The sequence below is a fragment of the Bacillus toyonensis BCT-7112 genome (genome assembly GCF_000496285.1).
GTDB lineage: Bacteria > Bacillota > Bacilli > Bacillales > Bacillaceae_G > Bacillus_A > Bacillus_A toyonensis.
On sequence record NC_022781.1, the window covers coordinates 2,136,121 to 2,153,104 of the forward strand.

At 37.6% G+C, this 16,984-nt stretch carries 19 protein-coding genes and 1 riboswitch; of the genes, 1 reads left to right on the plus strand and 18 read right to left on the minus strand.

Features of this window, described 5'->3' with window-relative positions; genetic code table 11:
- Positions 1-52 precede the first annotated feature (52 nt).
- The 17 genes from BTOYO_RS11160 to BTOYO_RS11240 all read right to left on the minus strand — a co-directional run bounded on the left by BTOYO_RS11160 (position 53) and on the right by BTOYO_RS11240 (position 15,106).
- Positions 53-355 carry a YunC family protein gene (locus BTOYO_RS11160; RefSeq protein WP_000248467.1) on the minus strand — a complete coding sequence of 101 codons (303 nt, stop codon included), beginning with the start codon at positions 353-355 and terminating at the stop codon, positions 53-55.
- A 64-nt stretch (positions 356-419) separates the two neighbouring features.
- On the minus strand, positions 420-1,757 hold the full coding sequence (locus BTOYO_RS11165; protein WP_229187506.1) for a bifunctional metallophosphatase/5'-nucleotidase: 1,338 nt from the start codon (positions 1,755-1,757) through the stop codon (positions 420-422).
- A gap of 826 nt (positions 1,758-2,583) precedes the next feature.
- Complete coding sequence (gene sufB, locus BTOYO_RS11170; RefSeq protein WP_001118824.1) at positions 2,584-3,981, minus strand: Fe-S cluster assembly protein SufB; 1,398 nt, start codon at positions 3,979-3,981, stop codon at positions 2,584-2,586.
- Positions 3,982-4,029: 48 nt separating this feature from the next.
- Complete coding sequence (gene sufU, locus BTOYO_RS11175) at positions 4,030-4,461, minus strand: Fe-S cluster assembly sulfur transfer protein SufU (protein ID WP_000009525.1); 432 nt, start codon at positions 4,459-4,461, stop codon at positions 4,030-4,032.
- The gene (gene sufS / locus BTOYO_RS11180; protein ID WP_001020759.1) at positions 4,451-5,671 is read right to left on the minus strand and encodes a cysteine desulfurase SufS; all 1,221 of its coding nucleotides are present in this window, start codon (positions 5,669-5,671) and stop codon (positions 4,451-4,453) included. The genes sufU and sufS overlap by 11 nt, the downstream gene beginning before the upstream one ends.
- On the minus strand, positions 5,671-6,963 hold the full coding sequence (gene sufD / locus BTOYO_RS11185; protein WP_000152176.1) for a Fe-S cluster assembly protein SufD: 1,293 nt from the start codon (positions 6,961-6,963) through the stop codon (positions 5,671-5,673). The genes sufS and sufD overlap by 1 nt, the downstream gene beginning before the upstream one ends.
- A 15-nt stretch (positions 6,964-6,978) precedes the next feature.
- On the minus strand, positions 6,979-7,764 hold the full coding sequence (gene sufC / locus BTOYO_RS11190) for a Fe-S cluster assembly ATPase SufC (RefSeq protein ID WP_000929162.1): 786 nt from the start codon (positions 7,762-7,764) through the stop codon (positions 6,979-6,981).
- 238 nt (positions 7,765-8,002) lie between these two features.
- Positions 8,003-8,809 carry a methionine ABC transporter substrate-binding lipoprotein MetQ gene (gene metQ, locus BTOYO_RS11195; protein WP_000720650.1) on the minus strand — a complete coding sequence of 269 codons (807 nt, stop codon included), beginning with the start codon at positions 8,807-8,809 and terminating at the stop codon, positions 8,003-8,005.
- Between the two features lie 75 nt (positions 8,810-8,884).
- Positions 8,885-9,697 (minus strand): methionine ABC transporter substrate-binding lipoprotein MetQ, encoded by an 813-nt coding sequence (gene metQ / locus BTOYO_RS11200; RefSeq protein ID WP_000735098.1) that lies wholly within the window; start codon positions 9,695-9,697, stop codon positions 8,885-8,887.
- A 22-nt stretch (positions 9,698-9,719) separates the two neighbouring features.
- Positions 9,720-10,385 carry a methionine ABC transporter permease gene (locus BTOYO_RS11205; RefSeq protein WP_000359403.1) on the minus strand — a complete coding sequence of 222 codons (666 nt, stop codon included), beginning with the start codon at positions 10,383-10,385 and terminating at the stop codon, positions 9,720-9,722.
- Positions 10,378-11,403: a methionine ABC transporter ATP-binding protein gene (locus tag BTOYO_RS11210; protein ID WP_000601773.1), complete on the minus strand. Its 1,026-nt coding sequence runs from the start codon at positions 11,401-11,403 to the stop codon at positions 10,378-10,380. The genes BTOYO_RS11205 and BTOYO_RS11210 overlap by 8 nt, the downstream gene beginning before the upstream one ends.
- Positions 11,404-11,712: 309 nt before the next feature.
- Positions 11,713-11,820, minus strand: a riboswitch (SAM riboswitch).
- 125 nt (positions 11,821-11,945) lie between these two features.
- A complete protein-coding gene (locus tag BTOYO_RS11215; protein ID WP_000781225.1) occupies positions 11,946-12,290 on the minus strand; it encodes a hypothetical protein in 345 nt (114 codons plus the stop codon).
- Positions 12,291-12,443: 153 nt separating this feature from the next.
- Positions 12,444-12,752 (minus strand): thioredoxin family protein, encoded by a 309-nt coding sequence (locus BTOYO_RS11220; protein ID WP_002039867.1) that lies wholly within the window; start codon positions 12,750-12,752, stop codon positions 12,444-12,446.
- A 3-nt stretch (positions 12,753-12,755) separates the two neighbouring features.
- Entirely contained in the window at positions 12,756-13,100 is a 345-nt protein-coding gene (locus BTOYO_RS11225) for a toprim domain-containing protein (RefSeq protein WP_000640865.1), read from the minus strand.
- 266 nt (positions 13,101-13,366) lie between these two features.
- Positions 13,367-13,750, minus strand: coding sequence for a glycine cleavage system protein GcvH (gene gcvH, locus BTOYO_RS11230; RefSeq protein ID WP_000026896.1), 384 nt, complete (start codon positions 13,748-13,750; stop codon positions 13,367-13,369).
- Between the two features lie 41 nt (positions 13,751-13,791).
- Complete coding sequence (locus tag BTOYO_RS11235) at positions 13,792-14,157, minus strand: arsenate reductase family protein (RefSeq protein WP_000218973.1); 366 nt, start codon at positions 14,155-14,157, stop codon at positions 13,792-13,794.
- A gap of 421 nt (positions 14,158-14,578) precedes the next feature.
- Positions 14,579-15,106, minus strand: coding sequence for a hypothetical protein (locus BTOYO_RS11240; RefSeq protein WP_000826884.1), 528 nt, complete (start codon positions 15,104-15,106; stop codon positions 14,579-14,581).
- Between the two features lie 143 nt (positions 15,107-15,249).
- Here BTOYO_RS11240 and BTOYO_RS11245 point away from each other — a divergent pair, with 143 nt between their 5' ends.
- The gene (locus BTOYO_RS11245) at positions 15,250-15,897 is read left to right on the plus strand and encodes a phosphatase PAP2 family protein (protein ID WP_000713778.1); all 648 of its coding nucleotides are present in this window, start codon (positions 15,250-15,252) and stop codon (positions 15,895-15,897) included.
- 66 nt (positions 15,898-15,963) lie between these two features.
- On the opposite strand, the gene BTOYO_RS11250 is transcribed toward BTOYO_RS11245, so the two are convergent.
- Positions 15,964-16,977, minus strand: coding sequence for a PTS sugar transporter subunit IIC (locus BTOYO_RS11250; protein ID WP_000666180.1), 1,014 nt, complete (start codon positions 16,975-16,977; stop codon positions 15,964-15,966).
- Positions 16,978-16,984 lie beyond the last annotated feature (7 nt).

The following is a 16,984-nucleotide window of genomic DNA, read 5'->3' on the forward strand; positions in this document are numbered from 1 at the left end:
AAAAACCTCCTTCTTATATCATTTCTATGCAAGAAGGAGGGACGATATATGCTTATCTCATTTTTAATAACGCTTCTTTTCCAATCGTTCCTACTGGAATACCTAACGCTTCCGCTCCAGTCGTTACGGATTCTAACGGTGCTTCAAGAAGTTGTTCAATGGTTCTTACACCAACCGCACGGCCAGCAATAATTCCCCGATCACCTAACTTCTCATTTAAAAGACCTACATCTAATGCACCACACATAATATATCCTTTATCGCTCATTACAGCTAGCAAATTTGTCTTTGGAAGTTTTACACTAACCGCAATAAACGTATAATTATCGATTATAATTGGCTCCACATTAACCATAGTTCACACTCCTCTCTTTCTTATCTGTATGACAAGAGAAAAATGAGTGTTACAAGTAACTAGCCTATAGTTTGACGGAAGATGTATGAGTTATCAACACGTCTGTTAACACATCTCTAAGTAGTTCCGGCATATAATATTGTTTGTCAGAAAGTGTGGATAGCTCTGGGTATAAGTATCCGAATGTAAACATATCAATCGTTCCAACCGTATATATACGATCTAATTCCAGCGATTCCCCGTTAATCAATACATCTTCGAGTAAAATTTTATTCCCAGGAGTCGTATCTGGAATGACTTCTACACCAGCGTAAATCATTTTCCCCATCACTTTTCCTCGAAATCCGAATCCTTTCACCTCAAGATTCTCCATATTCGGGCGGCGTGCTTTCAAGATCACTTCTCTTAATGTTTTTCCTGACACTTTCAACGCACATGGATTAATTGGATGTGGACAAATTCTGTGAATATCTCCGCGAGTCACAACACCTTCTTCTAATCCCTCAAGAAGTACACCAGCGTTCACCATTCCAATCTCTGCACCGCACCACGTTTTCAGCGCATTTGCTAACATGTGCGAAAATGGTGTCTCATGAAACCAATCAACTGGTAATGATTCCTTTAAATGAACGACAGGCTCTGCCATGATATGCTTACTTTCTTCCTGCAGCATTTCAATTGTGGATAACGGTTTACTATAAGCACCTAACCGCTCTGTCTTAATCGCTCTACCGTCCTTCTTCAACAGTCTCTTCGTCTCTTTATCCACAGTAAGCTGCACGTGCCCAACGTAACGGCCCCACTTTTCACAACAACAAAGTAAAGTATTATTCATAAGAACACCGCGCTCAAATAAATGATGCGTATGTGCACCTAAAATAACATCTATATCATAATGCTCCGCCATATACTCATCCATGCTTTTTCCAAGGTGAGATAGGACAACTTTAATATGCGCCTCATCTTTCACTTCTTCTAAAATAGACTCTAAATGCTCGATTGGATCTTCAATGTGCCAGTCTAACATTTGATAAAACTCGGGATATGCTACCGTTAATCCAATAAAAGCAATCGTAATTCCATCTGTCGTTGTATGTAATTTATAAGGCTTTGCCCATGCTGGACGTATACCTTCTTTTTCAAATAAATTCGCGACGAGCACCTCAAATCCAGCATCATCATATAGACGATTCAAATGCTCCTTCGCTAACGTAATTCCTTCATTATTTCCAATCGTTACATAATCATATAACGCCTCATTTAAAAGCTTCGTATTGCCAAGCCCATTCGTCGCTTCCGAAATACTGTGAAAACGATCCACATGATCGCCGATATCAACCGTCAAAACGGTCTCTCCCGCTTCCTGTCTTCGCTTTTTCTCCCCTTGTACAAACCGATAAATTTGCGGCCAATTTTCAAAATGACTATGTATATCGTTTGTATGATAAAGGTGGATGATTGTTTCTTTATTTATATTCAGAGAAAAAACCTCCTCTCAATTCCTTACTGCCATTTACGCTATACGTACGCAATAATCCTGTAAATACTTTTCGTCTTTTCTTGCTATTTTACATTGTACTCGCATTATGAGAAAAAGCAAAAGATTGTCTTTTTTATATGGAAACTTTTGTTTTTTCTAGTTGGTGTGAAAGGATTTTAGATGGTGAAGTGGGGGATTGGTCAAAAAGTTTAATAGAGAATTCAGTGGGTGGTTGTTCAAGTGGATTTGTCAGTATCTTTGTCTTAAATCTAGTCGTTCTCTGTTCTTATAAAATGTTTGGGGTATGTGAGGTTTTTCTTTTGTCTTACTTTGTCGACAAATCGATATTCCTTGTCGAAACGTTGATATATTGAAATAATCGTTGATATATTCCCATTTATGATCGATATATTTGAAAAATCGTTGATATATTTAGCCGAACACCCACCCGGGTATCTCTTTCCCCATCTCCGATTGGTGAAGGCTTTTACGGGCAGCCCGCCCCCACCTAACTTCTTTGCTTCCACTGAATTTTGAGGTGGGGGCCTTACTGCCCGTTAATGCGGGATAAATAACAAATAAAAAAGCGCCCTGCACAGCAGGACGCTTTCTTCATACATATATTATCCAGTTCTAGCGGCTAGAATAAGCTGCTTCCACTTTTAAATATTATCCAGCTTCGCCTCCTAGCCCCTCATGTCTAAGAACCTTAGCCAACGGGGCTGAACAGTCGGCTCCGCGTTTCTATTTAACCAATAGAACCTTCCATCTCAAACTTGATTAGGCGGTTCATTTCAACTGCGTATTCCATTGGAAGTTCGCGAGTGAATGGCTCGATGAAGCCCATTACGATCATTTCTGTAGCTTCTTGCTCAGAAATACCGCGGCTCATTAGGTAGAATAATTGTTCTTCTGATACTTTCGATACTTTCGCTTCGTGCTCAAGTGAAACGTAATCGTTTTTGATTTCGTTGTAAGGAATTGTATCAGATGTAGATTGGTTATCCATGATTAACGTGTCACACTCGATGTTAGAGCGAGAGTTTTTCGCTTTTGGTCCGAAGTGTACGATACCACGGTAAGTTACTTTACCACCATGCTTCGCAATCGATTTAGAAACGATTGTTGAAGAAGTGTTTGGTGCTAAGTGAATCATTTTCGCACCAGCATCTTGGTGTTGGCCTTTACCAGCAATCGCGATAGATAACGTTAAACCACGAGCGCCTTCGCCTTTTAAGATAACTGCTGGGTATTTCATCGTTAATTTAGATCCGATGTTACCGTCAATCCATTCCATCGTTGCGTTTTCTTCACAAACCGCACGTTTTGTAACTAGGTTGTATACGTTGTTCGCCCAGTTTTGGATTGTTGTATAACGGCAATATGCATCTTTCTTAATGATGATTTCTACTACCGCACTGTGAAGTGAGTTAGTCGTGTAAACAGGTGCTGTACAACCTTCTACGTAGTGTACGTGTGCGCCTTCGTCTACGATGATAAGCGTACGCTCGAATTGTCCCATATTTTCAGAGTTAATACGGAAATACGCTTGAAGTGGTGTATCAACTTTAATACCTTTTGGAACATAGATGAATGATCCACCAGACCAAACTGCAGAGTTTAATGCAGAGAATTTGTTGTCTGTTGGTGGGATTACTTTTCCGAAATGCTCACGGAAAATATCTTCGTTCTCTTTTAATGCGCTATCTGTATCTTTGAAGACGATTCCTAGAGCTTCTAAGTCTTCTTTCATGTTGTGGTATACAACTTCAGATTCGTACTGTGCAGACACACCAGCTAAATATTTTTGCTCTGCTTCAGGAATACCTAATTTATCAAATGTCGCTTTAATTTCATCAGGTACTTCATCCCAAGACTTCTCAGATTTCTCAGATGGTTTTACGTAGTACGTAATTTCATCGAAATCTAAGTCATTTAAGTCGCCGCCCCATTGTGGCATTGGCATTTCATAGAACTTATCCAGTGATTTTAAACGGAAGTCTAACATCCACTGTGGTTCTTCTTTCATACGTGAAATCTCTTCAACGATTTCTTTTGTTAAACCGCGTCCAGCACGGAAAATCGAAACGTCTTTGTCTTTGAAACCATATTTGTAATCGCCGATATCTGGCAGTTGCTTCGCCATGTTGGTGTGTCCCTCCTTAGATAACCTCGTTTTTAGGAACCTTTAACATTACTTATCTTCGTTTAAGCCCTTTTCTAACGCTTTCCACGCTAATGTTGCACATTTAATACGTGCAGGGAACTTGCATACGCCTTGTAATGCTTCAATATCTCCTAAATCGATGCTGTCATCGTACTCTTTTCCTAGCATCATGTCAGAGAAAATTTTAGAAAGCTGAAGTGCCTCTTCAATTTTCTTACCTTTTACTGCTTGTGTCATCATGGAAGCTGAAGACATTGAGATAGAACATCCTTCTCCTTCAAACTTCGCTTCTTGCACAATACCTTCTTCTACTTTCATCGTAAGTTGAATACGATCGCCGCAAGTTGGATTGTTCAAGTTTACTGTAACACTATCTTCTAGCACGCCATTGTTACGAGGATTCTTATAATGATCCATAATAACTTGACGATATAACGTATCTAAATTATTAAATGACATTTGTGAAATACTCCTTCGTCTTGATTAGCGATTCAACAAATGTATCAATTTCTTCTTTTGTATTATATAAATAGAAGCTCGCACGTGCTGTTGAAGAAGCTTTCAGCCACTTCATAAGCGGTTGTGCACAGTGGTGTCCTGCGCGAACCGCAATACCTTCTACATCTAATACTGTCGCTACATCGTGAGGATGTACGTCTTCAATATTAAATGTAACAAGACCAGCGCGATGCTTTGGACCATAAATTGTAACGCCATCTACTTCTGATAGTCTTTCTAAAGCGTATTGCGCTAATTCATGTTCATGCTTTTCAATATTATGAAGACCGATTTCTTCTAGGAAATCAATTGCCGCACCAAGTCCGATTGCATTACCGATAATCGGTGTACCTGCTTCGAACTTCCACGGAAGCTCTTTCCACGTAGATTCTTGTAAGTCTACGAAATCAATCATTTCACCACCAAATTCAATTGGTTCCATATTGTTTAGCAATTCTTTCTTACCATATAATACGCCGACACCTGTTGGTCCGCACATCTTATGAGCAGATAATGCGTAGAAATCACAGTTTAAATCTTGTACATCCACTTTCATATGAGGTGCACTTTGTGCTCCATCAACGATCATGATTGCACCGTTTTCATGTGCGATTGCTCCGATTTCTTTTACAGGGTTAATCGTTCCAAGTACGTTTGACACGTGCATAATAGAAACGATTTTTGTATTCGGTGTAACAGTTTGACGAACATCTTCTAAAGAAATTGTACCGTCTAGTTGAAGCGGAAGGTATTTCAAAGTTGCGCCAGTTTTCTTCGCAACTTGTTGCCACGGAATGATGTTACTATGGTGTTCCATGTAAGAAATAACGATTTCATCGCCTTCTTTTACATTTTCAAGACCATAGCTAGCCGCTACTGTATTTAATGCTGTTGTCGTTCCGCGCGTGAAAATAATCTCTTCCATTGATTTCGCGTTAATAAACTTGCGAACTTTCTCACGTGCACCTTCATACGCGTCAGTAGCTTTCGTACCGAGCGTATGAACACCGCGATGCACGTTAGAATTATATTCTTTATAGTAACGTTCTAACGTTTCAATGACTTGAATTGGTTTTTGAGAAGTTGCTGCACTATCGAAATAAACAAGTTGTTTGCCGTTCACTTTTTGATCAAGAATTGGAAACTGTTTGCGTATTTCATGAATATTCATTAGCGAACTTTCCTTTCAATTACCTCAACAAGCTGTGCTTTTACTCCTTCAATTGGAAGCTCATTTACTACAGGTGCTAAGAATCCATGGATGACTAAACGTTCTGCTTCGCGTTTTGGAATACCACGGCTCATCAAGTAGTATAATTGGTACGGATCTACGCGGCCTACTGAAGCTGCGTGACCTGCCATTACATCATCTTCGTCAATTAAAAGAATTGGGTTTGCATCTCCGCGAGCTTTCTCGTCTAACATAAGAACGCGAGAAGATTGTTGTGCATTTGATTTAGATGCACCGTGTTCAATCTTACCAATTCCGTTAAAGATAGATGTTGCACTATCTTTTTGTACACCGTGTTTTAAAATCCAACCTTCAGAGTGTTTACCGAAGTGAACAACTTTAGTTGTAAAGTTTTGTGTTTGGTTACCACGGCCAATTGTTACTGTTTTCGTATCAGCATATGAACCGTCGCCCATTAAGTTCGTAACGTTCTCTGAGATTGTGTTTCCGTCATTCATAAGGCCTAGAGCCCAATCAATGCGGCCGTCGCGTCCTACAATGCCGCGGCGGTTAACGTAAGTTGTTACGTCTTTTGCTAATAAATCAACCGCACCGAATTTCACTTGTGCGCCTTGTTCCACGATTACTTCTGCTACGATATTTGCAATACCTTTAGCATTTTCATTTGCAACATAGTTTTCTACATAAGTTGCAGTACTGTTCGCATCAGCTACGAATAATACGTGGTTATATACGTTAGCTTCTTCGCCGTCTACTAAGAATACAGCTTGAAGTGGAGTTTCAAGAACAACGTTTTTCGGAACATATACGAATGCACCGCCGTTGATTAATGCAGCATGAAGTGCAGTTAGACGATGCTCGTCTACTTTCACGCCGTCTTTCATTAAATACTTTTGTAATAGTTCAGCATGCTCTGTTGCAGCTGTTACGATGTCTGTAAAAATAACACCTTTTTCTTTTGCTTCGTCTGCTAAAGAAACGAACGCAGTTGTACCAGTACGTTGTACTAATACGCTGTTATTTTCATCGATTAAGTTTTTCACTGCTTCTGGAAGCTCTGTTAAAGAACTTACAGGCTCTTGCTTAGCAGCGTCGCCTTTTCCGATAAAGTCCCATTTTTCAATTTTCGTTTTATCAGGCGTTGGCATTGGAAGTTCTGTTGCTTGTGCAAGAGCTTGTAAGCGGAACTCAGTCAACCAAGCAGCTTCGTTTACTTCGCTAGCGCGCTGACGGATTGTTTCTTGATCGAAAGGTAATGTACCGATTGTCATGTTTATGCTCCTCTCTTACGCTTCTTGCTCTGCTGTTTCGTCTTCAATACCTAATTCTTTTTTAATCCAGTCGTAACCTTCAGCTTCTAGACGTTGTGCAAGCTCAGGTCCACCAGATTTAACGATACGACCGTTCATCATAACGTGAACGAAGTCTGGAGTGATGTAGTTTAATAAACGTTGGTAATGCGTAATCATTAGGCAACCGAACTCTTCGCCGCGCATTTGGTTAATACCTTTAGATACAACTTTTAACGCATCGATATCAAGACCAGAATCGATTTCGTCTAAGATTGCAATTTTTGGCTCAATCATCATTAATTGAAGAATCTCATTACGTTTTTTCTCACCGCCAGAGAAACCTTCATTTAAGTAACGTTGTGCCATTTCTGGATCCATTTCTAGGAATTCCATGTTTTTATCTAACGTACGGATAAATTTCATAAGAGAAATTTCATCGCCTTCTTCACGACGTGCGTTAATCGCAGAACGTAAGAAGTCAGCGTTTGTAACTCCGCTAATTTCACTTGGATATTGCATTGCTAAGAATAGACCTGCTTGTGCGCGCTCGTCTACTTCCATTTCTAATACATCTTCACCGTCAATGATGATGCTACCTTCTGTTACTTCATACTTTGGGTGACCCATAATTGCAGAAGATAAAGTTGATTTACCTGTTCCGTTAGGTCCCATAATTGCGTGGATTTCTCCACCTTTTACTTCAAGGTTTACACCTTTTAAAATTTCTTTGCCGTCAATTGATACGTGTAAGTCTTTAACCGTTAATGTAGAACCAGCCATCTCAATACCTCCATTAATCCTATATATACATTTTAAAAATTCCTAAAACGTTCATATTCTCATTTTATTCTCATTCTAATTTTATATCAAATAAAATGATATCGCAAACGACGAAAAAAAGTAACAATTTTTTCACAAATGTATATAAGTATTTCCTTTGCATCCTTATATGATACACCTTTCTTCTTATATATATAAAGAAAAAAGGACTGATAAATTCCCAGTCCTTTCCTTACGTTTATTCACTTACCGGAAGTACAGCACCTTTATATTCTTTAGTAATAAAATCCTGAATTTCTTTTGAATGCAATACTTCTACCAGTTCTTTAATTTCTTTTTTCTTCTCGTCACCTTTACGAACTGCAATAATATTTGCATACGGAGAGTCTGATCCTTCAATCGCAATTGCATCCTTTGTTGGATTTAATTTCGCATCAATTGCATAGTTTGAATTAATAAATAAAGCATCTCCCTCATTATTTTCATACAGCTTCGGTGACAGTCCAGGTTCAACATCTGTTTTAAACTTTAAGTTTTTCGGATTTTCTACAACATCTTTTACTGTCGCCTTAACAACATCTACTCCATCTTTAAGCTTAATAACGCCACCTTTTTGTAATAGTGCTAACATACGGCCGCGCTCAGCCACGTTATTACTCATAATAACTGTTCCGCCCTCTGGCAGGTCTTTTAAGCTTTTATATTTCTTAGAATAAATGCCCATTGGTTCTAAATGAATTTTTCCTGCGTTTACAATTTTATATCCTTTTTCTTGAATTTCTTTATCTAAATATGGAATGTGTTGGAAGTAATTCGCATCAATTTCTTTATCCGTTAACGCTTTATTCGGTAAAACATAGTCCTGGAACTTTTTAATCTCTAATTTAATACCCTTTTTCTCTAATATTGGCTGTGCTTTCTCCAAAATGACAGCGTGCGGCACGTTAGAAGCTCCAACGACAAGCTTATTTTCCTCTTTTCCCCCGCAAGCAGCTAATGTAAATACAGATAGCGCTGTAACAACTGACAGTATAATCTTTTTCATCTGATATCCCCTTCTCCCCTATAGGTATGTAGTTAGAAAAAAAGAGCCGGCATACACCAGCCCTTCTTCAAACAATTATTCTTTTACAGGAACAACTGCCCCTTTATACTCTTTAGTAATAAAGTCTTCAATTTCTTTAGAATGCAACACTTCTACAAGAGCTTTAATTTCTTTCTTATCTTTATCCCCTTTACGAACTGCTACGATGTTAGCATACGGAGAATCGCTACCTTCAATTGCAATCGCATCTTTTTCTGGGTTTAATTTCGCATCAATTGCATAGTTAGAGTTAATTAGAACAGCGTCGCCTTCTTTATTGTTATACACTTGTGGTAATAAACCAGGCTCGATATCCGTTTTGAACTTTAAGTTTTTCGGATTATCTGCAATATCTTTCGGAGTTGCACTAACTGGATCTACTCCGTCTTTAATTTTTAAAATACCTTCTTTTTGTAAAATTGCTAAACCACGTCCATGGTCAGTAACGGAATTACTCATAATGATTGTTGCCCCGTCTGGCAGTTCTTTTAAGCTCTTATACTTTTGAGAGTATACACCAATTGGTTCTAAATGAATTTTCCCCGCTATTTCAAAATCATATTTTTTATCTTTAATTTCTTTTTCTAAATACGGAATGTGCTGGAAGTAGTTTGCATCTAATTCCTTATCCGCTAACGATTTATTTGGCAACACGTAATCTTGGAATTTTTTCACTTCTAATTCAATTCCTTTTTTCTCAAGCAACGGTTTTGCCTTTTCTAAAATTTCAGCGTGCGGTACGTTAGAAGCCCCAACAACTAGTTTCTTTTCATCTTTATCTTTCCCGCCACAAGCAGCTAACCCAAAAATTGAAGTTGAAATAAGTGCTGTAAGTAATAATTTTTTCATTTGAAATACCCTCCTGTTTTCATTATCTTTTATCTATTCGAGTCGTTACACTATCACCAATCCACTGAATGAAAAATACAACTAGTAACACACAAATTGTCGCAACGATTGTTACATCGTTATTTCCACGCTGGAATCCTTCTAAGTAAGCAAGTGTTCCAAGACCACCAGCACCAACAACTCCCGCCATTGCTGTGTAGCCTACTAAAGCAATTGTCGTTACCGTAATACCAGATACTAACGCTGGTAATGATTCTGGAATTAACACTTTTAAAATGATTGTGCTTGTTTTTGCCCCCATTGCTTTTGAAGCTTCGATTACACCTTTATCAATTTCACGAAGTGCAATTTCAACCATTCTTGCGTAAAATGGTGCCGCTCCAATAATTAAAGCTGGCAATGCTGCACTAGCCCCGAGAATTGTTCCAAGGATAATCTTTGTGAATGGAATTAATAAAATGATTAAAATGATGAACGGTATAGAACGGAATATGTTTACAAAGGCTCCAATCCCTGTATTAACCGCTTTGTTTTCCCATAAATTATCTTTCGATGTCATAAAGAGTAACAATCCTAAAATGAGTCCTAAAACAAATGTGGCAAGCGCTGCGATTGCCGTCATATATAACGTTTCACCAGTCGCTTCTAACATTTGATTCCAATCAACATTTGCGAGTAACTTATCCATGTGCAATCACCTCCAGCTCTACTTGATCTTGATGTATTCCCTCTATCGCTTGCTGGATTGCTGTTTCCTCACCATTTAAATGAACAACTAAACTTCCGTAAGAACCGTTATTCGTTTGTGCGATATTTCCTTGCAAAATGCTAACTTCTATATCACTGCGTTGCATTAATCTTTGAAGTACTGGTCTTTCTACAGCCTCGCCGACAAACTGCAAGCGAATTACTTTGCCATCTGGATATTTTTCAATTAAACTTTCAATTGTTTCGTTTGTATCTTCAGAATCTGTTAACTGCTGTACAAAGCGTTTCGTAATGTCTTGCTGTGGATTACGGAATACGTCAAGTACTGGACCTGTTTCTACGATTTTCCCTTTCTCCATTACCGCAACACGATTACAAATCTTTCGAATTACGTGCATCTCATGTGTAATCAATACAATTGTTAAACCGAGACGCTTATTAATATCAAGTAGTAAATCTAAAATTTGATCTGTCGTTTCCGGATCCAGTGCTGACGTTGCTTCATCACATAAAAGCACTTGTGGGTTGTTAGCTAACGCTCTAGCAATCCCAACACGTTGCTTTTGTCCACCACTTAACTGGGATGGATACGCGTCTCCTCTTCCTTCTAATCCAACGAGATGAATTAACTCATCAACACGTTTTCTTCTCTTCTCCTTATCAACACCTGCAATCTCAAGTGGAAATGCGATATTTTCGCGTACAGTTCGTGACCAAAGTAAGTTGAAGTGCTGAAAAATCATTCCAATTTCTTGCCTTGCCTTACGAAGTTCACTTCCTGTAATTGCTGAAATGACACGATTTGCAATTGTAATTTGGCCAGAAGTTGGTTTCTCTAACTGATTAAACAGCCTTATTAAAGAACTTTTCCCAGCACCACTATATCCGATAACACCAAATATTTCGCCTTTTTCTATTTTTAAATTGGCGTTATCTACAGCAGTGACATCACCGCTTTTTGCCTTATATATTTTCTTTACATTTTCTAATAAGATCATGATGTTCACCCCTTTTTTAAGTAAAAAGCGCAAGCGGCTCGTTTAGAACAAGTGGACGCCCGAATCCCTGACGTAGAGGCGCTTTTTGCCTCATAGGAAGGGATGAAACGAACGACTGTTCTAGCCGCTGGAGCTGGATTTCATAAAACTTTGGATAGACTCCGCAATTTTTTTATTTTTCATGCGTGTAATCTATCGCCATAGCTCCTCTTATTATTTGAATGTCCTCCACATTCAAACAACAAAAAAACCTTTCCGCTTTAGAGAAGCAGAAAGGTTTATATGCGTATATAACAACATTATCCCTCTCTCTCATCTCTCAAAGCATTCGCTTTGCAGGAATTGGCACCATTTCAACATAAGTTGACGGTTGCCGGGCTTCACAGGGCACAGTCCCTCCACCTCTCTTGATAAGAGAAATCAGATTTAATTTTCGTCTGATTTGTAATTTATGAAATTGTCTATATTTTATGAATTGAATTGTATCAATATCCACACGTCATGTCAACAAGAATTTTCACAAAACAAGAAACTTCAGAATTTTAAGCACCTACTGACATCGGTTTACATATATGAAACATCGATTCAACTAATAGCATCGTTCGATATGTTCCCGAATATTGCACACGTCCATCGTTCATTAACGTTTGCAATCTTACATTTCCGTTCACTAATTGTTTTACATCCTCTTCATCTAAGCACACAATTTGTTCCGTTCCTCTTGCCTCTTGTGACAATTCTATATAATCTCTTGAAATTTGTAATGAACAACTTTCATCTCCAAAGCGGAAATTAACAGTTTTTTCTCCTTGTCTTAAAAGCGGTTCTAAATGATATTGACCGTTAGCGTAATTTACAAATGATTGAAGCAAAGAATATAATTTCACCCTAAATCACATCCTTCATATCACTTTCTATTACATACCATTTCCCTCTCACTAAAGAGCAATCCTGTTACTTTCGCTCGACAAATACTGTATCCATCCCGCATGTCGACATATTTCCCAAGAAATATGTCGAGGCGGCAAAAACTTTGCCGCCTACTTTAATTCCGTATATAAATATTCAACCGAATGAAATGCATATATCTTCTTCATGAGTGTCCCATTTTCAAAAACAAGTAAACAAGGCACACTTTCGATTCCATACTCTTTCGCTAAATGCGGAGCATAATTTAAATCTAACATTCCAATTTTCAACTCTTCAATCGTCATCTCGACAACCGTTAACATCTTCTTTGCTAATTGGCATGTTCCACACATCGGTGTATATACATATAGCACTGTTTTTTCTTCATTCTCTATTAGGGCTGTAGCTTCGGCTCCTGTCCAGTCAATCACTTCTATCATTCCTTACCGTAAATATTCTGTATAAACGTCAATGTCAGCTCCCCATAATACATTTGCTAAATGTGAAGAAGGTGCAGTCGCCACTTCTCGGTACGAGCGATCAATATAAATATGCTCTGCTTGCGGAAATTCTTTTCGAAACTGTTTCCTTAACTTTTCTCCTGCATCATCAGCATCCACTAGCACATATACGTCCTTATCAAAAAACTGATCAATGAGCTCATCCATTTTCGACAAACCAATTGTACCATTTGTACAAACAATTTCCACCGGTTCACGAATAATAGATTCAATCTTTCTTCTGTCTGATTTACCTTCTACAATAATGACTTTTTCTACATAAATCATATGTCATCACCCGATCACCATATACTATACAACCTTTAACTTAGTATATAGTATATTCGTTATTTTCATGTTGTTTCCTGTTTATTTTTGCAAAAGAAAAGCGGAAGCGGCTTGTTTAGATTGTAAAAAGCATGAAACTTCACTAAATAGATTTCCCATTAATGTACTCTCACATGATAATTGATTCATATATATGTGCTTTTCAACTCATTATGTAGCACAAAATAAAAAGGACAGCACAAAGGCTGTCCTTCAGTTGACTAAAATTAGTCTTGGTTTGTCATTTCTGCATATTTTTCTGCAGTTAATAACTTCTCAACTTGGCTTGCATCAGAAAGTTCAACTTTAACCATCCATGCACCCTCGTATGGAGATTCGTTTACAAGTTCTGGTTGGTCACTTAATTCTTCGTTTACTGCTACAACTTTACCGCTTACAGGTGCGTATAATTCAGAAACTGTTTTAACAGATTCTACGCTTCCGAATGGCTCGTCAGCTTCGATTGTTGCACCTACTTCAGGAAGTTCAACGAATACGATATCGCCTAGCTCACCTTGTGCAAAGTGAGTAATACCGATTACAACTTCATTACCTTCAGTTTTTACCCATTCGTGTTCTTCAGAGTAACGTAAATTATTTGGAATGCTCATGACTGTACCTCCAGTGAATGTATTAATTATGTAAAAATACCTTATTGGTACTTTTTCCACACACTTTCAAACTGCTCTTCGTTAAAACCAAGTGTTACATTCGTTCCATCTGTTACAATTGGACGTTTAATCAACATGCCATCAGATGCTAAAAGCTCATACATTTCGTCTTCGCTTGCATCTTTCAACTTATCTTTTAGACCAAGTTCGCGGTAACGCATTCCACTTGTATTAAAGAATTTTTTTAATGGTAATTCACTTTTTACATGTAAATTACGTACATCTTCTTTTGACGGTGGATTTTCAACAATATGAATCATCTCATATGCTACATCGTTTGCCTCAAACCATTTCTTTGCCTTTTGACATGTGCCACACTTTGGATATGAATAAAATGTTACTGTCATAAATTCACCTACTTTTTTACTAACCTTTACCTTTATCATATAGAAAACGTTTTATTATTTCAAACGATTATTCGCTAAACTTTTACTTATTTCGTGATAAATTTTAATAATCCTGCGAATTTTTCTTATTTTTCCGCCATTTGTTAAGAAAAAAATAAATATATAATTTTTTTCGATTCTTCTCTCATTCTGCATCGAACATATATCTTAAACAAACGTTTGATTAATTTTCTATTTTTCTATGTGAGCCTTTGTGCTGCATCAATTCTTTCCTACCGAACATACATCTTAAACAAACGTTTGATTAATTTCCTATTTTTTTATGTGAGCCTTTAAACTGCATCGATTTCTTCCTACCGGACATGCATCTTAAACAAACGTTTATTCAAAAAAGAAGAAGCCCCTTTTACGGCCTCCTCCATCATCGACTTAAATAATCTGAAATTGTTTGAAACACTACTATATACATATTATGAATATTTTGATTGGAAACCGTATCTTTATATAATCCCATACCCCAATACTGTCCTTCAGGGTTTCCCATATTTACAAATCCTTGCGTATACATCATAGCTCTATCCTTTGGGGCATTGTCATAATCTAAATCTTTTTCAGTAAAAATTAAGTATGGTTTATCTTGTAAGCCAATAAAAAACACTGGCTTCTTTAACGATAAAAATAAGTCCGTATACCGCTCCTTTGATGCCTCTTTAAAATATTCTTTCATAACGAAAAAACCATCAACTTTTGCTGATTTCTCCTGCATCTCTTCTAGCTTTACACTTTCAAACTTTATATTTCTAAACGTATCTTTCGGTTTTTCTCCAACAACTCCAATTACGAGTGCTCTCCCGTTATATTCTAATTTCTCTCCTTCTTTATCCTTTGCACACCCAGCACTCACTAGGCATATCAATATAAAAAATAAGAAATACGATAAACGCTTCATATAGCACTCTCCCCTTCTTTTAAGTCAAGTGACAAAAACGTAAGGTTAATTCAAGAAAATGTAAGTAAAATCGATAGCCCAATTTACGTTTCTATATTATAATCAATTGAATTTACCTACATTACTAAACATAGGAGATTATCATGAAGAAATTTAAACTTTCATCTTTTCTTCCGTTAAGTTATATACTTCTACTCGTACTCGTAAGTCCCCTTTACGACGTATTAAATAAATCAACTGTTCACGCAGTAGATGTCACAACTGTAGTAGATGATTGGATTCCATTTGTAAAAGCATTTATTATTCCTTATTTACTTTGGTTTCCTTACTTATACGGCGCACTTATTTATTACTGCTTTGCTGATCGAAAGCAATATTACGTTACTTTAAGTAGTGTAATTCTTGGCAAACTTGCTTGTTTTTCTATTTATTATTTTTGGCAGACAACTGTACCACGTCCAACTGTCGTTGGAACAGACGTATTTTCTGAACTAGTTCGCTATATTTATAGTATTGATCAACCGGTAAACTGTTTCCCTAGCATTCACGTTCTTACGACATTTGTAATTATGTTAGCTGCCTTTAAGCGTAGAGAGCAACATGCTTTTGAATATTATATCCTTACTTTCTTCGGTACACTTATCATTTTATCAACACTATTTACGAAGCAACATGCATTTGTAGATGCTGTTTCTGGAATGACGCTCGCGAGTATATTATACTTCGGCGTTCAGCTCTTATTAGCAAAAGAAACAGTACGCATTCCAGTAAAACAAAATCATAAGATGTAACATAACAAAAAAGCAGACTGTGGCTTCTTCAGTCTGCTTTTATCTATTATTAAGGAGATTTTCAAATTAAGATTGCGGTACAGTCATATCACCAGAATGAATACGACCTGCTTTTTTAAGAGCAATGTAAAGTATATAAGAAACAGCTACTGGAATGATGATATAAGTGATTGCCATAGCTGGAAGAACTCCCCATCCTTGACTGGAAATTAAATTAATTGGTGCGATAAGAGAACTTAATCCAAGACCAGCGATTTCTTTCCCTGCTTCTAATTGGAAAATTAATGCCGATACTGGGCCGACTATCGCACTAGCGACGACAGTCGGGACGAGAATCATTGGATTTTTAGTAATGTTTGGCAACTGTACTTTCGGAGTACAAAGCGCCTGAGCTAATATGCCACCTAAATTATTTTCTTTCGCTGAGATTACAGAGAATCCGATAAACTGAGCAACGCATCCTGCTAGAGCTGCACCACCTGCAACGCCATCTAAGCTAAGTGCGATCGCTAATGCAGCTGATGAAGCTGGAGAGATAAGTAATAGCCCCCAAACTACTGCAATGACGATAGAAGCGATAAACGGGCTACCAGCTGAACTATCTTTAATAAATGCTCCAACTGTATTTAAAACAGGAGTAATATTATGAGATAACCAAATACCAACTAAACCAGAACCTAATATGGCCGCAAATGGAACGAGCATCATATCTAACGCAGTTTTTCCACTTAAACGTTTACCGATATATACAGCTAAAGTTGCTGTTAATAATGCACCGATTGGCTCACCTGTTTTAATGATTAGACCCGCTTCAGTAATTGAAATGGATCCGGCACCAATCGCTCCAGCTACCATCGCTGAAAAGATAACAAGACCGTTTGCACCGAGCATAAAAGCAATGCCGGCACCAATGGCTGGTGCCATAAGTGATTTTGCAACAACTCCGATTGTAATAAGTAATGGAATATCAACAATTCTTCCTATATTTTCGATCAGTAAACCAATTCCGAGGGATACGAAAATACCTTGTGCGATTCCAGCAGATGCTTTAAATACACGAGACATTATATATTCCTTCATTTGTTTC